The sequence below is a fragment of the Cupriavidus sp. FW305-3-2-15-C-LB2 genome (assembly GCF_058787575.1).
Genome location: NZ_JBYSZW010000063.1, coordinates 18,510 through 34,962 on the forward strand (window position 1 = coordinate 18,510; position 16,453 = coordinate 34,962).

General features: G+C 68.5%; 15 protein-coding genes and 1 pseudogene. 2 read left to right on the plus strand and 14 right to left on the minus strand.

Annotated features, from left to right (window positions below; genetic code table 11):
• The first annotated feature begins 21 nt into the window (after positions 1–21).
• A complete protein-coding gene (locus AC3WRR_RS31335) occupies positions 22–378 on the plus strand; it encodes a YgiW/YdeI family stress tolerance OB fold protein (RefSeq protein WP_492299073.1) in 357 nt (118 codons plus the stop codon).
• Positions 379–413: 35 nt separating this feature from the next.
• Here the strand turns inward: AC3WRR_RS31335 and AC3WRR_RS31340 are convergent, their stop codons facing one another.
• The 14 genes from AC3WRR_RS31340 to AC3WRR_RS31405 form a co-directional block, all read right to left on the minus strand.
• Entirely contained in the window at positions 414–1,778 is a 1,365-nt protein-coding gene (locus tag AC3WRR_RS31340) for a sigma 54-interacting transcriptional regulator (RefSeq protein WP_011616405.1), read from the minus strand.
• 38 nt (positions 1,779–1,816) lie between these two features.
• Positions 1,817–3,505 carry a TadG family pilus assembly protein gene (locus AC3WRR_RS31345; protein WP_492299075.1) on the minus strand — a complete coding sequence of 563 codons (1,689 nt, stop codon included), beginning with the start codon at positions 3,503–3,505 and terminating at the stop codon, positions 1,817–1,819.
• Positions 3,502–3,849: a DUF3613 domain-containing protein gene (locus AC3WRR_RS31350; protein WP_011616403.1), complete on the minus strand. Its 348-nt coding sequence runs from the start codon at positions 3,847–3,849 to the stop codon at positions 3,502–3,504. Before AC3WRR_RS31350 ends, AC3WRR_RS31345 begins: the two co-directional genes overlap by 4 nt.
• Positions 3,846–4,709 (minus strand): tetratricopeptide repeat protein, encoded by an 864-nt coding sequence (locus AC3WRR_RS31355; RefSeq protein ID WP_010809822.1) that lies wholly within the window; start codon positions 4,707–4,709, stop codon positions 3,846–3,848. Before AC3WRR_RS31355 ends, AC3WRR_RS31350 begins: the two co-directional genes overlap by 4 nt.
• Complete coding sequence (locus AC3WRR_RS31360) at positions 4,706–5,743, minus strand: type II secretion system F family protein (RefSeq protein WP_011616401.1); 1,038 nt, start codon at positions 5,741–5,743, stop codon at positions 4,706–4,708. The genes AC3WRR_RS31355 and AC3WRR_RS31360 overlap by 4 nt, the downstream gene beginning before the upstream one ends.
• Positions 5,744–5,774: 31 nt before the next feature.
• On the minus strand, positions 5,775–6,701 hold the full coding sequence (locus AC3WRR_RS31365; RefSeq protein ID WP_492299077.1) for a type II secretion system F family protein: 927 nt from the start codon (positions 6,699–6,701) through the stop codon (positions 5,775–5,777).
• Complete coding sequence (locus tag AC3WRR_RS31370; RefSeq protein ID WP_010809819.1) at positions 6,694–8,010, minus strand: TadA family conjugal transfer-associated ATPase; 1,317 nt, start codon at positions 8,008–8,010, stop codon at positions 6,694–6,696. Before AC3WRR_RS31370 ends, AC3WRR_RS31365 begins: the two co-directional genes overlap by 8 nt.
• A 1-nt stretch (position 8,011) precedes the next feature.
• On the minus strand, positions 8,012–9,253 hold the full coding sequence (locus AC3WRR_RS31375; protein ID WP_010809818.1) for a CpaE/TadZ family protein: 1,242 nt from the start codon (positions 9,251–9,253) through the stop codon (positions 8,012–8,014).
• A gap of 46 nt (positions 9,254–9,299) precedes the next feature.
• Complete coding sequence (locus AC3WRR_RS31380) at positions 9,300–10,712, minus strand: type II and III secretion system protein family protein (protein ID WP_011616399.1); 1,413 nt, start codon at positions 10,710–10,712, stop codon at positions 9,300–9,302.
• A gap of 19 nt (positions 10,713–10,731) precedes the next feature.
• Positions 10,732–11,685 carry a Flp pilus assembly protein CpaB gene (cpaB, locus tag AC3WRR_RS31385; RefSeq protein WP_011616398.1) on the minus strand — a complete coding sequence of 318 codons (954 nt, stop codon included), beginning with the start codon at positions 11,683–11,685 and terminating at the stop codon, positions 10,732–10,734.
• 50 nt (positions 11,686–11,735) lie between these two features.
• The gene (locus tag AC3WRR_RS31390; protein WP_492299079.1) at positions 11,736–12,212 is read right to left on the minus strand and encodes a TadE/TadG family type IV pilus assembly protein; all 477 of its coding nucleotides are present in this window, start codon (positions 12,210–12,212) and stop codon (positions 11,736–11,738) included.
• Positions 12,213–12,284: 72 nt separating this feature from the next.
• Positions 12,285–12,761, minus strand: a complete 477-nt coding sequence (locus tag AC3WRR_RS31395; protein ID WP_492299081.1) for a prepilin peptidase — start codon at positions 12,759–12,761, stop codon at positions 12,285–12,287.
• Positions 12,762–12,782: 21 nt separating this feature from the next.
• Complete coding sequence (locus AC3WRR_RS31400; protein ID WP_010809813.1) at positions 12,783–12,959, minus strand: Flp family type IVb pilin; 177 nt, start codon at positions 12,957–12,959, stop codon at positions 12,783–12,785.
• A gap of 370 nt (positions 12,960–13,329) precedes the next feature.
• Positions 13,330–14,439 carry a collagen-like triple helix repeat-containing protein gene (locus AC3WRR_RS31405; protein ID WP_011616396.1) on the minus strand — a complete coding sequence of 370 codons (1,110 nt, stop codon included), beginning with the start codon at positions 14,437–14,439 and terminating at the stop codon, positions 13,330–13,332.
• 730 nt (positions 14,440–15,169) lie between these two features.
• On the opposite strand from AC3WRR_RS31405, the pseudogene AC3WRR_RS31410 reads away from it, so the two are divergent.
• Positions 15,170–16,453, plus strand: a pseudogene (locus tag AC3WRR_RS31410) (collagen-like triple helix repeat-containing protein); the annotation flags it as partial.

The following is a 16,453-nucleotide window of genomic DNA, read 5'->3' on the forward strand; positions in this document are numbered from 1 at the left end:
TGAAATTTACGGAGAACGCACATGAAACGCATCCTGACCGCCACTGCCCTGACCCTTGTGCTGGGACTGGCCGCCGCCGGCGCCAGCGCCCAGTACACCGGCCCGTCGGCCGTCCCGGTGATGACCGTTAAGGCGCTGCAGGCAGATGGCAAGGACGACCAGCAGGCCGTGCTGCGCGGCAAGATCATCAGCAGCGTCGGCGACGAGCGCTACCTGTTCTCGGACGGCACCGGCCAGATGAAGGTGAAGATCAAGGCCAAGCTCTGGCCGGCACAGAAGCCGGTGGATGCGCAGACCACGGTGGAACTGGTCGGCGAATACGACAAGGAGCTGATCGGCGAATCGCACTTCGGCGTGAAGGAGATCCGCCTGCCCTGAGGCGTGTCCTGATGCGCGTGTTCTGAGCCGTGCAGTCAGACCGGCTCGGCCTCGCTGTCGGCGATCTGGTACTTGCGCATCTTTTCCCACAGCACCTTGCGGCTGATGCCCAGGCTTGCCGCCGTGTCCTGCCGCCGCCAGCCATTGGCATCGAGCGCGGCCAGGATGCGGCGGCGCTCTTCCGTATCGGCACGCAGGTCGTTGCGCTCGCCGCCATCGAACGCACCCGGATGCAGCGAGCGGAACAGCGGCCGGATGCGCTCTTCGTCCCAGTGCCCGGTCTGCTGCACGGTGATGCCCACACGCTCGGCCAGGTTGCGCAGCTCGCGCACATTGCCGGTGAAATAGGCGGTGCCAACCGCGCCCTTGAGCCAGTCAGGCATCGGCGGCAGCGCGTCGAAGCCGGATTCCCCCAGCATATGGCGCAGGAAGGACTGCAGCAGTGCCACCTTGTCGGCCTGGCCACGCTCTTCCAGGCTGGGGATGCGCATCTCGATCACCGCCAGGCGGAAGAACAGGTCGGCTCGGAAACGCCCCTGTCGCACCGCGTCGCGCAGGTCCTTGTTGGTCGCCGCCACCAGCCGGAAATCCAGCTTGACCGCCAGGGTCGATCCCAGCCGGGTGATCACGTTCTCTTCCAGCACGCGCAGCAGCTTGACCTGCTGGAACAGCGGCAGGTCGCCGATTTCATCGAGAAACAGCGTGCCGCCGTTGGCCTGCTCGAAATAGCCACGGTGCGCGAACGAGGCGCCGGTGAACGCGCCCTTGGCATGGCCGAAGAACTGCGACTCGAACAAGCCGTCAGGGATCGCACCGCAGTTGACCGCGACGAACGGCCCCTTTCCGTAGGTGCCATTGCGCTCATGGAACAGGCGCGCGATGCGTTCCTTGCCCGCGCCGGTTTCGCCATACAGCATCACGTTGCTGCCGAAGTCGGCGAAGGTTTCCACATGCTGCAGCAACTGGCGCATCGCCGGCGAGCCGGCCACCAGATCGGCCTCACGCTCGCCGGGCGCGTCCGTGGCCAGCAGTTGCGGCAGCAGCTTGCCGATCTGACTGCGCAGGTCGGCGCCGGTGAAGTCATCGGCAAGAATATGCGCGTACTCCGGCGGAAAGCGCCCGGGATCGGCCTCGCGGCCGGGGCCTGCCACCCAGATCACCGGCATGCCGTGCGCGGCCTCCCAGTCCAGCGAAAAGCGCGCCGCGCCGATCACCGACACGCTGATCACCGCGATGCAGGGCTTCAGGCGCGGCTCGGCAGGCAAGGCTTCGAGTGCGCCGGCGCGGATCACGTCCACGCCCAGCGGCGCCAGGAAACGCGTGACGCGGTCGGCGATCTCGTACTTGCCTTCCCACACGTAGACTTCAAGGTTTTCGTAGGCCCAGCGGTCTGTCTTCATTCGATTTCTGCCATCAGGCGGTTTGGCGCAATCATGGCTCAGTACACCAGTTCGGCATTGTTGCAGTCGATGCTGTGGACCCAGAGGTCGGCGGTGCCTAGCTGGATGCCGAGGCTGGCGAGCAGCGGCGGGATCAATGCGTCGAGCGCTGCCCCGACCGGCGCGAGTAGCGGGCCGAGATCAATGGGCACACTAAGGATGCCCAGCAGCCTGGTCCGCACCTTCAGGGCCAGCACTTGCGAGAACAACCCGCCAAACGGATCGGCGGTACCAACTTGCGCATGCCCGCCCGGTGCCAGCGTGACCTCCTGGCCAGCCGTGCTGCCATAGCGTGGGACGTCCGTGGCAATCACGTCCGCAATGTCGAACAGCCCCAGCTTAGCCTGGCCGAGCACCACATCGCTACCCGTGCAGCCATCGGTGAGGCACGCCGTGACGAGACCACTTCTGACGTGCATCGTGGCACGGCGGTCCCCAGGATTTGCCGCGCATTGCAGCTTGGTCAGGTCGGCGGTGGCGTTGGCCACATCGAGATAGAGCGGCACGTTCAAGTTGGCGTCCAGTACCGGTTTCAGGATATTTGAGGTGATCTGGAGCATCAGGGTCAGTTTTACCTGGGATGAGCTTGCGGTCGTTTGCCAGGCGTCCGGGTTGCTGGAGAGCTGTCGCGCCGGACCTGCCGCCGTCACCGGCGGCTCGATCACGCGCAGGTTGGCGCTGATGCCCCCCAGGCCAAGCGGGAGATTGGGTATGTTCAGTGGCAGGGCAACTGACGTATCCCCTCGCGCCACCTGCGCGGAGGCGAGCAGCAACTGCGCCACGTTCAGGCCCACCTCCACCGCCGACGATGCCGCAGGCGCCATCAAACCAAGATCAAGCAGCCTGGCCAGTGACACCGTAGCCGCCGCCCCGCTGGCCCCGAGCGCGGTTGGCGGGCTGCCCAGCATCGTCGTCAGCAGCGCGTCGCGGCCAGCGGCGCCAAGCACCAGCGCATAGAAATCACGCAGGTTCAACGAAGTGTTCAACAGCTGGTCCACCGTGCCGACACCCGCTTTGAGCCGCAACTGGTCCAGCGTCACGGTGGTATTGACCAGTCCCTGCCAGTCCACCAACGACAAGCTCACCGTATTGCCCAGCAACACACTCAGCATGCTGTTGGCGGTGGAGACGTCCAGCAACCCAGTACCCAGCGAAAACGCCGCCACCGGCGGACTGCCGCTGGCAATCGCTTCAGCAAACAGCTGCCGGCCGCTGCCGCCGTCGATCACGAACAGGATTGGCACGGTCTGCGTTGCCTGCACGCGCACGGCATTGGGCGAGACCTTGGTTGCTTCATACGTAGCGCTGAAATGCTTCGGCCCGCCGCTCGCCGGATCCCACACGCCAAGACAGGCAGTCATGGCATCCGCGCCGCCACCGGTGGCATCGCCGCAACCCATTGCAATGCCCGACGGATACCCGTTCTTCGCACCGATATTCCTGACCGTACCCAGCACAGCGGCGTTCAGATTCGCCGCGCTATCAGCTCGCTTGAGCTGCTGTGCCGCCGACATCGCGGCCAGGTCCACCACGTTCTGCAACTGCCGCTGGCGCATGAACACATGCCCCACGTCGATCGACACCAGCGCGGCGATCGCCACGGTGGCGATCAGCAGCGCCGCCATCACACTGATGGCGCCGCGTGCGGATCGAGGTGCCCGGCGCGGCCGCGGCTGGCGCAAGCTCATTTGCCGCCCAGCATCTGGCCGGCGGAGCCGGCGCGCGCGGTGCTGGCGTTGGCCTGCCCCGTGTAGAACTCCGGCAGCGCGAAGCGGAAGCTGTTCAGGTAGCGCTCATAGCCCAGCGCGGCCTGCTCGCCGTGCATCGGCAGCATGGGGCCAGCCTGCGTGCCTTCGCGCTGGATGGCAAGGATGGCGCGCGTGTCGGCACCGATCTCGCGTTGCGCCGGGCTGCCTGCCGGCATGCCGGTGGCGGCGGCCTCGGTCGTGGCACGGTCGGTCTGCGCCTGCGCGGCGGGCGCCAGCATCAGCAGGCAGAGCGCGGGGATGGCAATGCGGAACATGGCGGTCATGGGGTAGCCCCTGCGGTTGCGGCCACGGCCGCCACCGAGGTGGCCGGTGCGGTGGTGGCGGGTTTCGATGGCGCCCGCGCTGCCGGCGCAGGACGGGCCGCTGCGCGGTCGCGCGCCGCGGTGGCGCGGGCGATGCGGTCGGCTTCCTTGCGGATGGCGCTGCGCGTGGCTTCGGGCAGCGCGGCCTTTTGCATCATGGCGTTGGCCTGCGCGCGCTTGCCGTCGGCGATCAGCCACACCACGGCGTTGCTGATCACACGCGGATTGCGCGCGTCCAGTTCCAGCGCCTGCATCACCGGCACGCGCGCGTCCTGCAGCGCGCCGGCGCGCATCAGCGCGTAGCCCAGGTCGCCGGAGATGCGCGGATTGACGGGGTCGAGCGCGGCGGCCTGGCGCAGCTCTGTAACGGCGCGCGCAAAGTCATCCTGGCGCCCCGCCAGCAGGCCGAGCCCGTGGTGCGCATGCGCGGCCTGCTCGCCTTGCGACGTCGCTGCAAGTTGCTGGTAAGCATCGGTGGCGGCCTTGTCCTGCCCGGTCTCGCGCAGCGCATCGGCGCGCATCGCCTGGATCTCCGGGCCGGCGCCGAAGCGCTTCACGTAGACCTCGATATGCGCCAGCGAGGCGAAGTAAAGCCCGTCCTGCTGCATCTTGCGGATCAGGCCCAGGTAGACCGCCTGCTCGCTGTATTCGGCGCGCGCGGTCTTGTCGCGCAGCTTGGCCAGTTCCACCTGCGCCTCGGCCTGGTCATGCATGGCCGCGGCCCCGTTCTGATTGGCGGCGCAGCCAGACAGCGCCGCCAGCAGCAGGCACGCCGCCGTTTTCGAGATCCGGCCCAGCGCCGGACCGACTGAGCGCGTCATCGCGTCCCTCCCATATGTGCCAGCATGCGAATCACCCCGAGGAAGCCGGGGCCCGCGGTCAGGATCAGCAGCACCGGCAGCAGGCTCACCACCATCACCGCGGTCATCTTGACCGTGAGCCGGCCGATCTCATCCTTCAAGCGCGATTTGCGCGCCTCCTGCATGCGCAGGCCGAACTGGCGCAGCGGCTCCTGCACCGCGCCGCCGTGCTTGTCCACCTGCGTCAGCAGCGTGATCAGGCTCTTCAGGTCTTCACTGTCGAACAGCCGGCCGATGCGCAAGAGCGTCTGTTCGCGCGAGCGTCCCGAGGCAAACTGCTGGTTCGCGCGTGCCAGCTCCGGCCCCAGCACGCGCAGCATGCTGCCGAACTCGGCCACGATCACCTGCAGGCTCTGGTCGATCGACAGGCCCACGCCCTGCAGCAGGCGCAGCATGTCGATCAGCACCGGCAGCTCGTCATCGACCATGCGCAGGCGCGCCGCGGCACGGCGGCGCAGGTGCCACTTGGGGGCCAGGTAGGCCAGCGCAAACGTGCCGAAGCCCCACGCGACGATGGCAAAGGCGCCCGCGCCCACGTGCCAGAGCATGGCGGCGAGCGCCAGGGCCGACGGCAACCCCAGCCGCAGCACGCCAAACAGCATGCGCGACTGCGGCCCGTACCATCCACATTGCTCCAGCAACTGCTGGTCTTCCGGCGTCACCACCGCGCGCCCGAGGCGCGAATCCAGCCAGTGGGCATTGATGCGCTCGCCCACGCGCGCGCCCAGTTGTGCCCCGATTGCGGTAGCCGCCCCGCCCCTGCCCTGCGGCGCGGCGGCACCGGCCTTTGCCGCAGCCTGGGTGCCCGACGCGGCGGGGACTGCGGCGTGGGCGGCCTGGGCGGCTTCTGCCGCGCGCTGCCGCGCCAGCGCGCCGTCGATGGTGCGCGCCGACAGCCGGCGCTGGCGCCAGTCGCGCAACAGCGGCAGCGTCAGTACGCCCACGCCGCAGGCGGCGGCCAGCAGGCTGAGCGAAATCAGTGTCAGGCGGTCCATGTTGGCTCTTGTCTGCGTGCTGGCATGCCGCTCAGATCGACTTGGCCAGCCGGTACAGCATGAAGGCCCCGGCAATTTCCAGCGCCAGGGCCGACAGCAGCATCGTCTTGCCGGTGGGATCCTTCCACATCATCAAGATGTAGCCCGCGTTCAGCATGAACAGGCCGCCGGCCACCACCAGCGGCAGCAGCCCCAGGATCCACGCCGACAGCCGGGTCTCGGCCGACAGCGCCATCAGCTCGCGCTGGGCCTGTTCGCGGTCGCGCATAAAGGCGGCGGTGCGCTCCATCACCACATCGGCGCGGCCGCCGTAGCGCACCGACAGGCGCAGCACGGAAGCCACCAGCACCAGTTCCTCGACCTTGTACACGCGCCCGACCTGCAGCACCGCCTGGTCCAGCTCCTTGCCGGCGCGCTGCAGGTGCACGGCCTGCACCAGGCATTGGCGCAGCGGCGCCTCGGTATTGGCGATCGAATTCTGGAACGCCGCCGGCACGCTGCTGCCGATGGTCATCAGCCGCACCACGCCGTCCAGGAACCCGGGCAGTTGCGACAACAGCTTCTTGTGCAGGCGGCGCACGCGGTTCCAGGCCGCGAACGCCGCCACGGCCAGCGCCACGACCAGGGCCGACACCGCGCCCAGCCATTGCCCCGCCACCGCGCCGGCCAGCGTGCACAGCACCACCGGCGTGATCCAGACGATGGCGGTACGGCGCGTCGGCGCCAGGTCGGCACGCCGCAGGAAGTCGTCCCAGCGGCGGCGCAGGTCGCGTGCGGGCAGTTGCAGCGCCGGATCCGGCGCCTGCGCATAGCGCAGGCGCACCTGCTCGGTCTGCGCCTGCAGGAAGGCCTGCTGCTGCTCGCGGCGCGCACGCGCCTGCGCGCTGGCCAGCAGCAGCAGGCCCAGGCCGGTGATGACCAGGGCCGTGGCGGCGAGCAGCAGCGTGGCGCTAGACATCGAAGCGGTCGTCCAGCATGAAGCCCGGTCCGCGCATGCGTGCCAGCTTGGGCGAGTGCGGCAGCAGGCCGAGCGAGAGCCAGCGGTCGGTCTCGGTACCGTCCGGGTTCACGTAGGGCTCGTGACGGTACAGCTCCTGGGTGGAAATGATGTTGTCGCCCAGCCCGGTGATCTCGGTGATCGAGACGATGCGGCGCTTGCCGTTGGAAAGCCGCGCGATCTGCACGATAAAGTCGATGGCGTTGGCGATCTGCCGGCGCAGGCTCGCCTCGCTGCCCTGGAAGCCGGCAAAGCCGGCCAGCATCTCCAGCCGGTACAGGCATTCGCGCGGGCTGCTGGCGTGGATGGTGCCCATCGAACCATCGTGGCCGGTGCTCATCGCCTGGAGCATCTCCAGCACCTCGCCGCCGCGCACTTCACCCACGATGATGCGGTCCGGGCGCATGCGCAGGCTGTTGCGCAGCAGGTCGCGGATCGACACCACGCCGGTACCCTCGAAACCGCCGGGACGGCTTTCCAGCCGCACCACGTGCGGGTGGTTCAGCGCCAGCTCGGCGGTGTCCTCGATGGTGATGACGCGCTCGGTGGTCGGCACGAAGGTGGCCAGCGCATTGAGCAGCGAAGTCTTGCCCGAGCTGGTGCCGCCGCTCACCAGGATATTGCAGCGCGCCTGCACCGCGGCCTGCAGCAGGTCGCAGATCTCGGGGCTCATGGTGCCCAGCCCCTGCAGGTCAGCAGGCGTCATCGGGTCCTTGCGGAACTTGCGGATCGACACCACTGGACCCTCCAGCGCCAGCGGCGGGATCACCACGTTGATGCGGCCGCCGTCGGGCAGGCGCGCATCGACCATCGGGTTGGACTCGTCCAGCCGCCTGCCGATCGGCGCCAGGATGCGGCGCACGATGCGCAGCAGGTGGCCGCTGTCGGTAAAGCGCACCGGGATGCGCTCCAGCACGCCGTGGCGCGACACGTAGACGTCAAGGTGGCCGTTGACCAGGATGTCTTCCACCGCGGGGTCGTTGAGCAGGTCTTCGATCGGGCCGAAGCCGGCCAGCTCCTTGGTCAGCGCCTCGGCAATCTGGCGCAGCTCGGCCTCGTTGATGGGGATGCGGCGCAACCGGGTAAAGCTCTCCAGTTCCAGGTCGACAAAGCGCTGGATCGCGGTACGCGACCAGCGGCCGAACTCTGCGCCGAGCTCTTCGATGCGGGTCAGCAGGTGCTCGTGCGCCGCTTCCTTGATGTTCTGGAATTCCTGCGAGACCGGAAACGGTGCGGGGGCGTTGTCGGAGAATTCAATCGCTTGCGTCATGTCAGGTTCCAGTGCGTGCCACGCGCACCGCGCGCAGCGCCTCAGGCAGTTTGTCCTTCATCCGCGCCAGCAGGCTGGTTTCCCTGGCCTGCGCCGCGCGGTAGCCCAGTCGTGCCAGCAGGTCGGCCAGGGCGCGCACATAGGGGTCGTGCGGATCGTCGTCGGCCAGCACCGCGCCGCGGTTCATGGCCAGCACCAGCGGTGCGCGGCTGTCGGGCAGCGTGCCCACCGACTGCACACCCACGCGGTGCGCGATCTGCGCGGCATCCACGCCCAGGCGCGCATCGAAGCGCGACACCAGCAGGTGCAGGTCGTCGCGCTCCACCTCGCGCGCGCGCAGCTCATGCACCAGCTCCGCGGCCGAAACGATCGCGCCCACGCTCTGGTCGGCCACCAGCACCACGCTGTCGGCGGCCTTGACGATCTGCGCGGTGAACTCGGCATTGCCGAAGCCGCCCAGGTCGATGATCTGCATGTCGAAGAACGCGCGCAGCCGCTCCAACAGGCTGATGGCTTCGGAGTAGGAGATGTCGCGCAGCTCGCCCAGCGCCGCGGGCAGCGGCAGCACGCATACGCCGTTGCCGTGGCGTGTCAGCGCGGTCTGCACGAAGACCTGGTCGAAGCGGCGCAGGTTGCGCACCGCCTCGACAAAGTGGAAGCCCGGACTCAGGTTCAGGTACAGCGCGCCGTCGCGCGCCGGCAGGCCCAGGTCCAGCAGCAGCACTTCGGCGCGCGCGTCGGTCTTTTCATTCAGTGGCAGGTGGCGGCGTGCCGCCGCGGCCAGGTTCACGGCCAGGCTGGTCACGCCCACGCCGGGGCGCGCGCCCAGCAGCGCCACGATCTTGCCCTGGCGCGCCGACTCGGCCTGGCGCACCTGCTCGCCCGGCACGGCCAGGCGCTTGACCACGGCCTCGGCATCGGCCGGCGCGTCGCGCAGGTCGATAAAGTCCTTCACGCCCACGCGCAGCGCCGCCAGCATGATGCCGGGCTCGTCGGCATGGCCCACCGCGACCAGCGGCAGGCCCGGGAAGAGCCGCAGCAGCTGCTCGCCCAGCCGCGCCGACGCGCCGGCCAGTTCCGTCGAGAAGTGCAGGAACACCAGCCCCGGGCGCAGCTGGGCCACGCGCTCGAGAAAGGCTTCCTGCGCGCCGCCTTCGGCCACCAGCGTGCCCAGCCCGCCCAGGACCTTGCCCAGCCAGTCCTTCACTTCGTCCTGCGTTGCGTGCAACAGAAAATAATCCATCTCTCCGCCTCAAGCTGTTGGCCATGCCTGCCGGCACGGCCGGCGGCTATTTTGAGAAACCCGGCAAAGTCGGGTCCGCGTATTCGCCCAGCACATACCAGCCCCATACATTGGGGTTGCCGTTGGTGCGGCCATCGGCACCAACGGCTTGCGCCGCCGGCGCGCCCTTGGCCAGCGGCTTCACCAGGCGCGGCGTGACCACGATCATCAGCTCACGGTCTTCCTGGTGGAAATTCAGGTTCTTGAAGAAGGCACCGATCACCGGCAGGTCGCCCAGCACCGGGACCTTGTTGACGTTGCTGACGGTGTTGCGGCTGACCAGCCCGCCGATCACGAAGCTCTCGCCGTCACCCAGTTCCACCGTGGTGTCGGCGCGCCGCGTGACGATGGCGGGCACCACCGCGCCATTGATCGAGATGCCGCGCGAGGGGTCGAGGTCGCTCGCCTCCGGCGCCACCTTCAGCGCGATGCGGTCGGCCGACAGCACCGTGGGCGACACCGTCAGCCCGATGCCGAATGGCTTGAACTGGATCGTGGTCGTGCCCAGCGCCTGCGGCACCGGGATCGGGATCTCGCCGCCGGCCAGGAAGCTGGCACTCTGGCCGGACAGCGCCACCAGGCTGGGCTCGGCCAGCACGCGCGCCAGGCCATTGGCCTCCAGCAGGCTGATATTGGCGAAGATACCGTGTGTCAGCGACGCGGCCACCAGGTTGAAGGCATTGCTCATCGGCGACGCGATGTCGGCACTGAAACTGCCCGGTGCGCCGCCGCTGCCGGGCGTAAAGGTGAACTTGTTCAGCGTCGATGGCGAGAACGTGCCGAAGGCAAAGCCGGAGTTGTTGCGGAAGAAGTTGATACCGACTTCCTTGAGCACGGTCTTGCTGATCTCCACCACCTTGACGTCGACCTGCACGGTACCGGAGAGCGGCACGGTAGAGCGATCCACCACCAGGCCGGGCTTGCCATCGGTCTTGCCGGTGGTGGCCGCGCGCGCCGCTGCCTGCGCGCGCGCCGCGGCATAGGCATCGGGCGACTGCCCGGTGATGGTGGCACCGGCGGCGGAATAGCCAAGCTTGGCGCCATCGGCATCGGGCGCGATGGCATCGACCTGCACGTTGTAGGTCAGCGGCTCGGCGCCGCCGCGCGTCCACACCATCACGTCGGTCACGCCAGGTTGCTTGGCCACCAGCAGCACGCTGGGGGCACCGCGCGTGCGCAGCACCAGCGCGTCGGCCACCGCCGGGTTGCCCACCGCGACGCGTTCCACCGGTTGCGCGCTGCGGATCTCTTTCTGCGCGCCGGCCAGCAGGCGCAACTGGCGCGCGTTCACGGCTTCCTGCGCCTGTGCGCGCGGCGCCAGTGCGCACCACGCGGTAGTGGCCAGCATCGCGGCCAGCGCGAGTTGCATCAGCCTGCGGCGCAGGGCCGTCGAATGGGCTGGTTTCTTCTGGATATGCATAAAGTCGGCGCCCACGTTCTTATTCGATCTCGCGCTTGCCCGCGCGAATGACTTCCACGCCTGCGCTTTGTCTCGCCTGGGCTGGCGCGGGCGGCGCGGCAACCTGCAGCGGCCGCGGCGCCGGCGCTGCCACCGGCGCGCGCGGGGCAGAGGCGCCGGCGGGGGCGGCCAGGCCGGACAGCATCACGCCGGCCATGGCCTTGTCGGGGGCCGCGCGCGGCGCTTCGGCGGGAACGCCGGCGCGCGCGGCCAGCGCGGGCGGGGGTTCGGCAAACATGCCGTCGCTGGGCATGGCTTCGTCCTGCGGATTGCGCAGCGCCAGCAGCAGGCGCCCGGACTGCTGCGCCATCGCCAGCCGGCTGACCTGCTCCAGCGGCACCGACAGCACCGCGGTCTTGGCGCCCTCCTGTCGCGCCATCATCTGTTCCGGCTTGGCGTTCTGCGGCCGGTTGACCGAGGCGACGCCGTAGGCCAGCACGCGCAGGCGCGACAGCAGCATGCGCGCCTGGCTTTCCGGGATCTCCTGCTGGTCGCGGCGCAGCACCAGGAAGACATCGACATAGTCGCCCGGCTGCACCTGGTTGCCGACGCCGATGACTTCATCGACTGACACGGCCACCGCGCGTTCGCCCTCCCGCACCTGCGTGGCCAGGCCAGCCAGCAACTGGCTTTCGAGCACCGGCACGTTGGCGCCAAGCGCCACCAGCGGCACCTGCCCGGTCACGCGTGCCACCTCGCTGTAGGCGCCGGTGGGATCGATCGGGAGCATCTCGACCTTGAGCGCCTCGGCGGCAAGCGGCTTGCCCGCCTCCACCGCTTGCGTGGTCACCACCACTGCGTGCAGCGGTTTGGCGGATGTCGATGCCGCGGGCGCCTGTGCCGGCTGGCGGCCCACTTGCCACGCCAGCAGCGCAAGCAGCAGCGCCAGGCCAAGCAGCACCACCGCCAGGAGTCGGATCTGCTTGCTGGTCATGCGGGATTCCTTTGGATGGGCATGGCGTGGGGGCGTTGGGGCATGGCGGCTCAGATATCAGGAGAAAGCTGGACCATTGCCGAGCCTGACAGCGTTGCAGGGACCGGGACCATCGGCACGGCAGGGAGGATGTTGGTGGTGGGAAGGTTCAGCGTAACCTGCACGCAGACATCGGTGGAGCCGGATGCACAGGGCACTGCCTGCGCAACGTTGCCGGTGGACAGCAAATTCCTGATGGATGTGGGAAGCGTGCCGCGCGCCATCGCAGCCGCTGCATCGACGCGCGCGCCTTGCGTGGCCGCGAGGCCTGAGCCGGAAACGCCCGCTGGATAGCGCAGCGCAGCGCGCGCGCCTTCTTCGGCGGCCAGCGTCAGCACCTGTTGCAGCGCCAGCATCACACCGTAGTAGACGATGCCGATCACGATGGCGAGCAGCACCGGCGCCACGATCGCAAACTCGATCGCAGCACTGCCGGCGCCGTGGCGGCGCCGGCTGATCCCCCTGTTGACCCTTGCGTGCAACAACATCTGAAACCCAGGTCCCTTGGTGTTCTTTCGCGCCGACCGGCGGCGCAGCCTGCTTGCCACTAGCCTGTCCGGCTAATGGCCCGCAGCCATCCAGGCCAGCACGCCCACGGCCAGGTACGCGGCATATGGAATGCCGCGCGCCCGCGAAAACTGCGCCGTAGGAATAGGTCCGCTGTCCTGGTGATCGATGGCTTGACTTGTAGCCGGCGCGCGACCGCCCAGTGCAAGCGCCAGCAGCGCGTGCACCAGCCCGAGCAGGTTGCCGACGACCCATGCCACTACCAGTCCTTGCGGCCCGGTGAACAACCCCGCCACGACCAGGAACTTGACGTCACCCGCCGCCATCTGCCCGAGGGCATATACCGGCAGTGTGACCGCAAGGCCCAGCCCGGCGCCGATCAGGCGCGTGGTTAGCGGCAGTTCCATTCCCTGTCCGGCGAGCAGTGACAGCCCGAGGGCCAGCACGGCAGCCGCCAGCAAGGCGTTGGGAACGCGCCGGTGGAGGAAGTCTGTGTAGAGGGTCGCCGCGCAGAGGAGCGCGGCAATCACGCCGGTCTTATGGTTTCGGCTTTACTTGAACCATCCCGAAACCGTGACCGAAAGCCGATCGAAGCTGGCGTTAAGCTCGGTGCCGAGTTTGCCAGCGCCGACGGCAATCGCCAGAGCAACAAGCCCGACGATCAGGCCATATTCGATAGCCGTCGCTCCGCGCTCATCCTTAATAAAGCGTGCAATGAGTCGTTTCATGATTTCCACTCCCGAAGTGATCTGTTGCCGCGATCACGCTTCCCCCGTTCGATTATCACGGTGCTCTGTGGCCCGCTCTTTTATCGACTTTTCACGCTTGCTGCGCTTTCTTTTTAAGACATGGAATGTCTCAACCATACCCCTCCTACGGGTGATAGCAATGACCCAAAGGGGTTAAGACGCGCGTTTGAAACGACCCGGCACGCCCGGGTCCACAGGTTGTCAAAGAGCAGGCAGACCGGCCGGGAACCGGCCTGCAACCTGGCATTGCGGTCATACGGCCGCAATGCCAGCCAAAATAAAAAGATGCGCTGCGACGGGGTGATGAGCGACAGCGCACCGTGAAAACACCTAGCCGGGATGAGACATTTCAGCGCAGCAGGCCACCCACCAGCGGCAGCTGCAACGCCTTGTGGTCACCGCTGCCACCCTGGCTGTCGTGTGCGCCTTGCTTCAGCCCGCCGACCAGTCCGGTCACCGGCGCCAGCAGCGCGGTCACGGGACCGAGCGCGCCGCCCGCGGAACCGCCCTCACCGTTGCTACCAGCCTTGGCCAGCGGCAGGTTGCCCAGCAGGCCACCAAGCGGGTTGCCGCCACCCTGACCATTGCCGTTGAGGAGCGCGCCAGCAGCCGCGACCGTCTTGCCGGCCTCAGTCACCACGCCGCCCAGCGGCGAGACCACCGGTGCGTGGGTGTTGCTGATCATGCTGCCGCCTGCAGCCACCGTATTGCCGACCTTGTAGAGCAGGCCGTTGGCCGGCTCGCCCAGGTGCGTGGCCGCTCCCAGTGTCTGCGTGCCGTCGGTGCCCTTGCTGGTCAGCGGCACGATGACTTTGCTGACCGAATTCGTGACCTGCGCGACCGGGCCTTCGGACAGCACGCTTTTCAGCTTGTAGCTGCCATCGTGCACCGCGATGCCCACGTGCCTGACCAGGCCACCCACCGGGGTGGTCACCGGTGCCAGCGGTGCCAGCTTCTCGGTGCCCAGGCCAGACACCAGGTCGCCGCCGCTGATCAACGCCTCGCCCACGTCGTGGACCACGTTGCCGGTGCTGGCCACCGTCACGCCAACCGGGTTGTCGACCGAGCCCATCTGCCCCAGCCCATCGCGCACGCCGGCACCGAGCGAGCCAACCGCCTTGCCGGCCTTGATCACCACGTCGCCGGCGCTTTCGCGCGCCGTGGTGGGCAGCAACGGCAGCGGCGCCTCCTGGATAGTCTTGCCGATGTCACTGATGGCATTGCCAGTGGCCACCACGGTATTGCCCGCGCCTTCGGTCACCTTGGCCGTGGGCGTGGTCTCGCTCGATGCGGACGGTGCCGGGTTGACCGGCGTGTCGGTGTTGCCGCTGTTCGGCCGCGGATTGGCGCCGCTGCCGCCACCGCTGGACGAACAGCCTGCCATCAGCAACGCAAGGGCGGCCACGCCGGCCGCGGCCAGTGAGGTCATGCCATGCTGCGACGGATGCTTGATTTTCATTGCCCTTCTCCTGTCTTGTTGGCCACGGTGCTGCCGGCCGTCTTGTCTTATGTGCGCCGCATGGGATTGCCGACGAGCCTCCCCGGTGTCCCGCTTTGTTCCTCTGGCGGACCGCTCCGAAGCGGAACGGCAAGACCGTGGAACGCGAGATCGTCGGCGCGTCTGGACAACCAATGGCAAGGCGCGTGCCAGCGGCGCCAGCGGTGCCGGCACGGAACCGGCCGCGGCGCTGCAAGCCTTGCCTGGCGCGGATTGCCGGGTGATGCGGGGTAGCTGCGGGCCGGACACAAATGCCGTTGCGGCGCGGACCTGAGGTGTTACGTGCTACGTAACGTGTTCCGGGAACATGGGAACACGGAGGCGCGGATGACCGTGGCGGGAGGCCGTGGCAGTGCGCGGCACGGCGCGCTTGCCTGGCTGGATCGCCATCGTCGCAAGCCCGCCGTTCCGGCTGTCTTGTTCCCTGCAGACGACACACGTTACGTAACGCGTAACGCGCAGCCGCCCTGACACCCCATCCCCGGCAGCGCCGCAAGCAGGTCCCACCGCTTCCCTGGAATCCGCGCCCGGCAAGGCTTTGCGGGCACCACCCCCGACTTCCGCAGGGTCCGCTCCAGGACGCGTCGCAGCGCTGGCATACCGATTGCGCCATATCCGTCACCGCCGCACGCAGAAAACGAACGCGATGCGCGGCCGAGCGATTTAAACGACGGGAATGAGGGAACAGAACATGCGCAAACAACAACTCGCCGTAACGGCACTCCTCGCAACCTTGCTGGCCCTGGGTGGCTGCGCCAGCGGCAGCGGATCGACCTCCATGGGCACCAGCGACACGGCGGGCACCAATGGCGGCGCCAAGACTACGGGTACCGATGGCACTGGCGGCATGGGCGGCTCCGGCGGCAGCACCGACGTGGCCAGCGGTGGTACCGGTGGCACGGGCGGCGGCACGGGTGGCACTGGCGATAACAATGGCGGCAATACCGGCGGCGGCGAAACGCCCACCGCACGGACCCCGACCGCCGAGGTCATCAACAATACTGGCAAGGTGCTCGACAGTACCGGCAAGACGGTCAGCGATCTTGGCGACAAGCTCGGCAGCAGCAACCTGCCGCTGGTGCCGACCCAGACACAAACCGGCCTGGGCGACGCCGTAGCCTCCGCCGGCGATGCCATCGGGGCACTGGCCACGGGCCTGCAATCGGGCCTGGGCAGCATGCCGAACTCGGATAATCCGGTAGGCACCACGGTAGCCAGCACCGGCAACGTGGTCACCGAACTTGGCAAGACCTTATCCAGCACCGGTACCGCCGTCAGTGGCCTTGGCACCGGCCAGCTCGCGCCACTGGCGCCGCTGACCTCGCCGCTGGGCACGGTGGTGAACGAGTTGGGCAAAACGGTGAGCGGCACTGGCGAAACGCTGACCACGGTGCTGTCGACCGGCGCGGTCGAGCAGGTGACCACCACCACCAGCAAGCTGATCGTGCCGATCACCTCGCAGCTGACCGGCGCCGCACAGACGCTCGGCGCGGCCACGGGCCTGGGCGCACCGACCACCAGCCTGCTGGCGGCCGTGGGCGGTGCGCTCGCGACGGCCGGCACCACGCTGCAACAGACCAACACGCCGGTGATCTCGGGCGTCGGCGGCGTGGTGAACGCCACCGGCACGACCGTGGCATCGCTGGGCGGCGCAGCGAACGGGCCCGCCAGCGGCGGCGGCCTGGGCGCGCTGAGCCCGGTACTGGCACCGGTGACTGCGCTGGCCGGGGGGCTGACTGGCGGTGCAGGCGCTGGCGGCACGGGTTCGCCGCTGGCGCCTGTCACCAGCCTGGTCAGCTCCATCACTGGCGGCCTTGGCAGTGCCACCGGCGGCGGCACAGGTTCGCCGCCAGTACCGGTCACCACCGCGGTCAGCGGCGTGGTGAATGGCGTGGTAGGCGGCGTCACCGGCGCCGCGGCGGGCACTGGCACCACCAGCCCGCTGGCCCCCGTCACCAGTGTTGTGGGCCCCCGG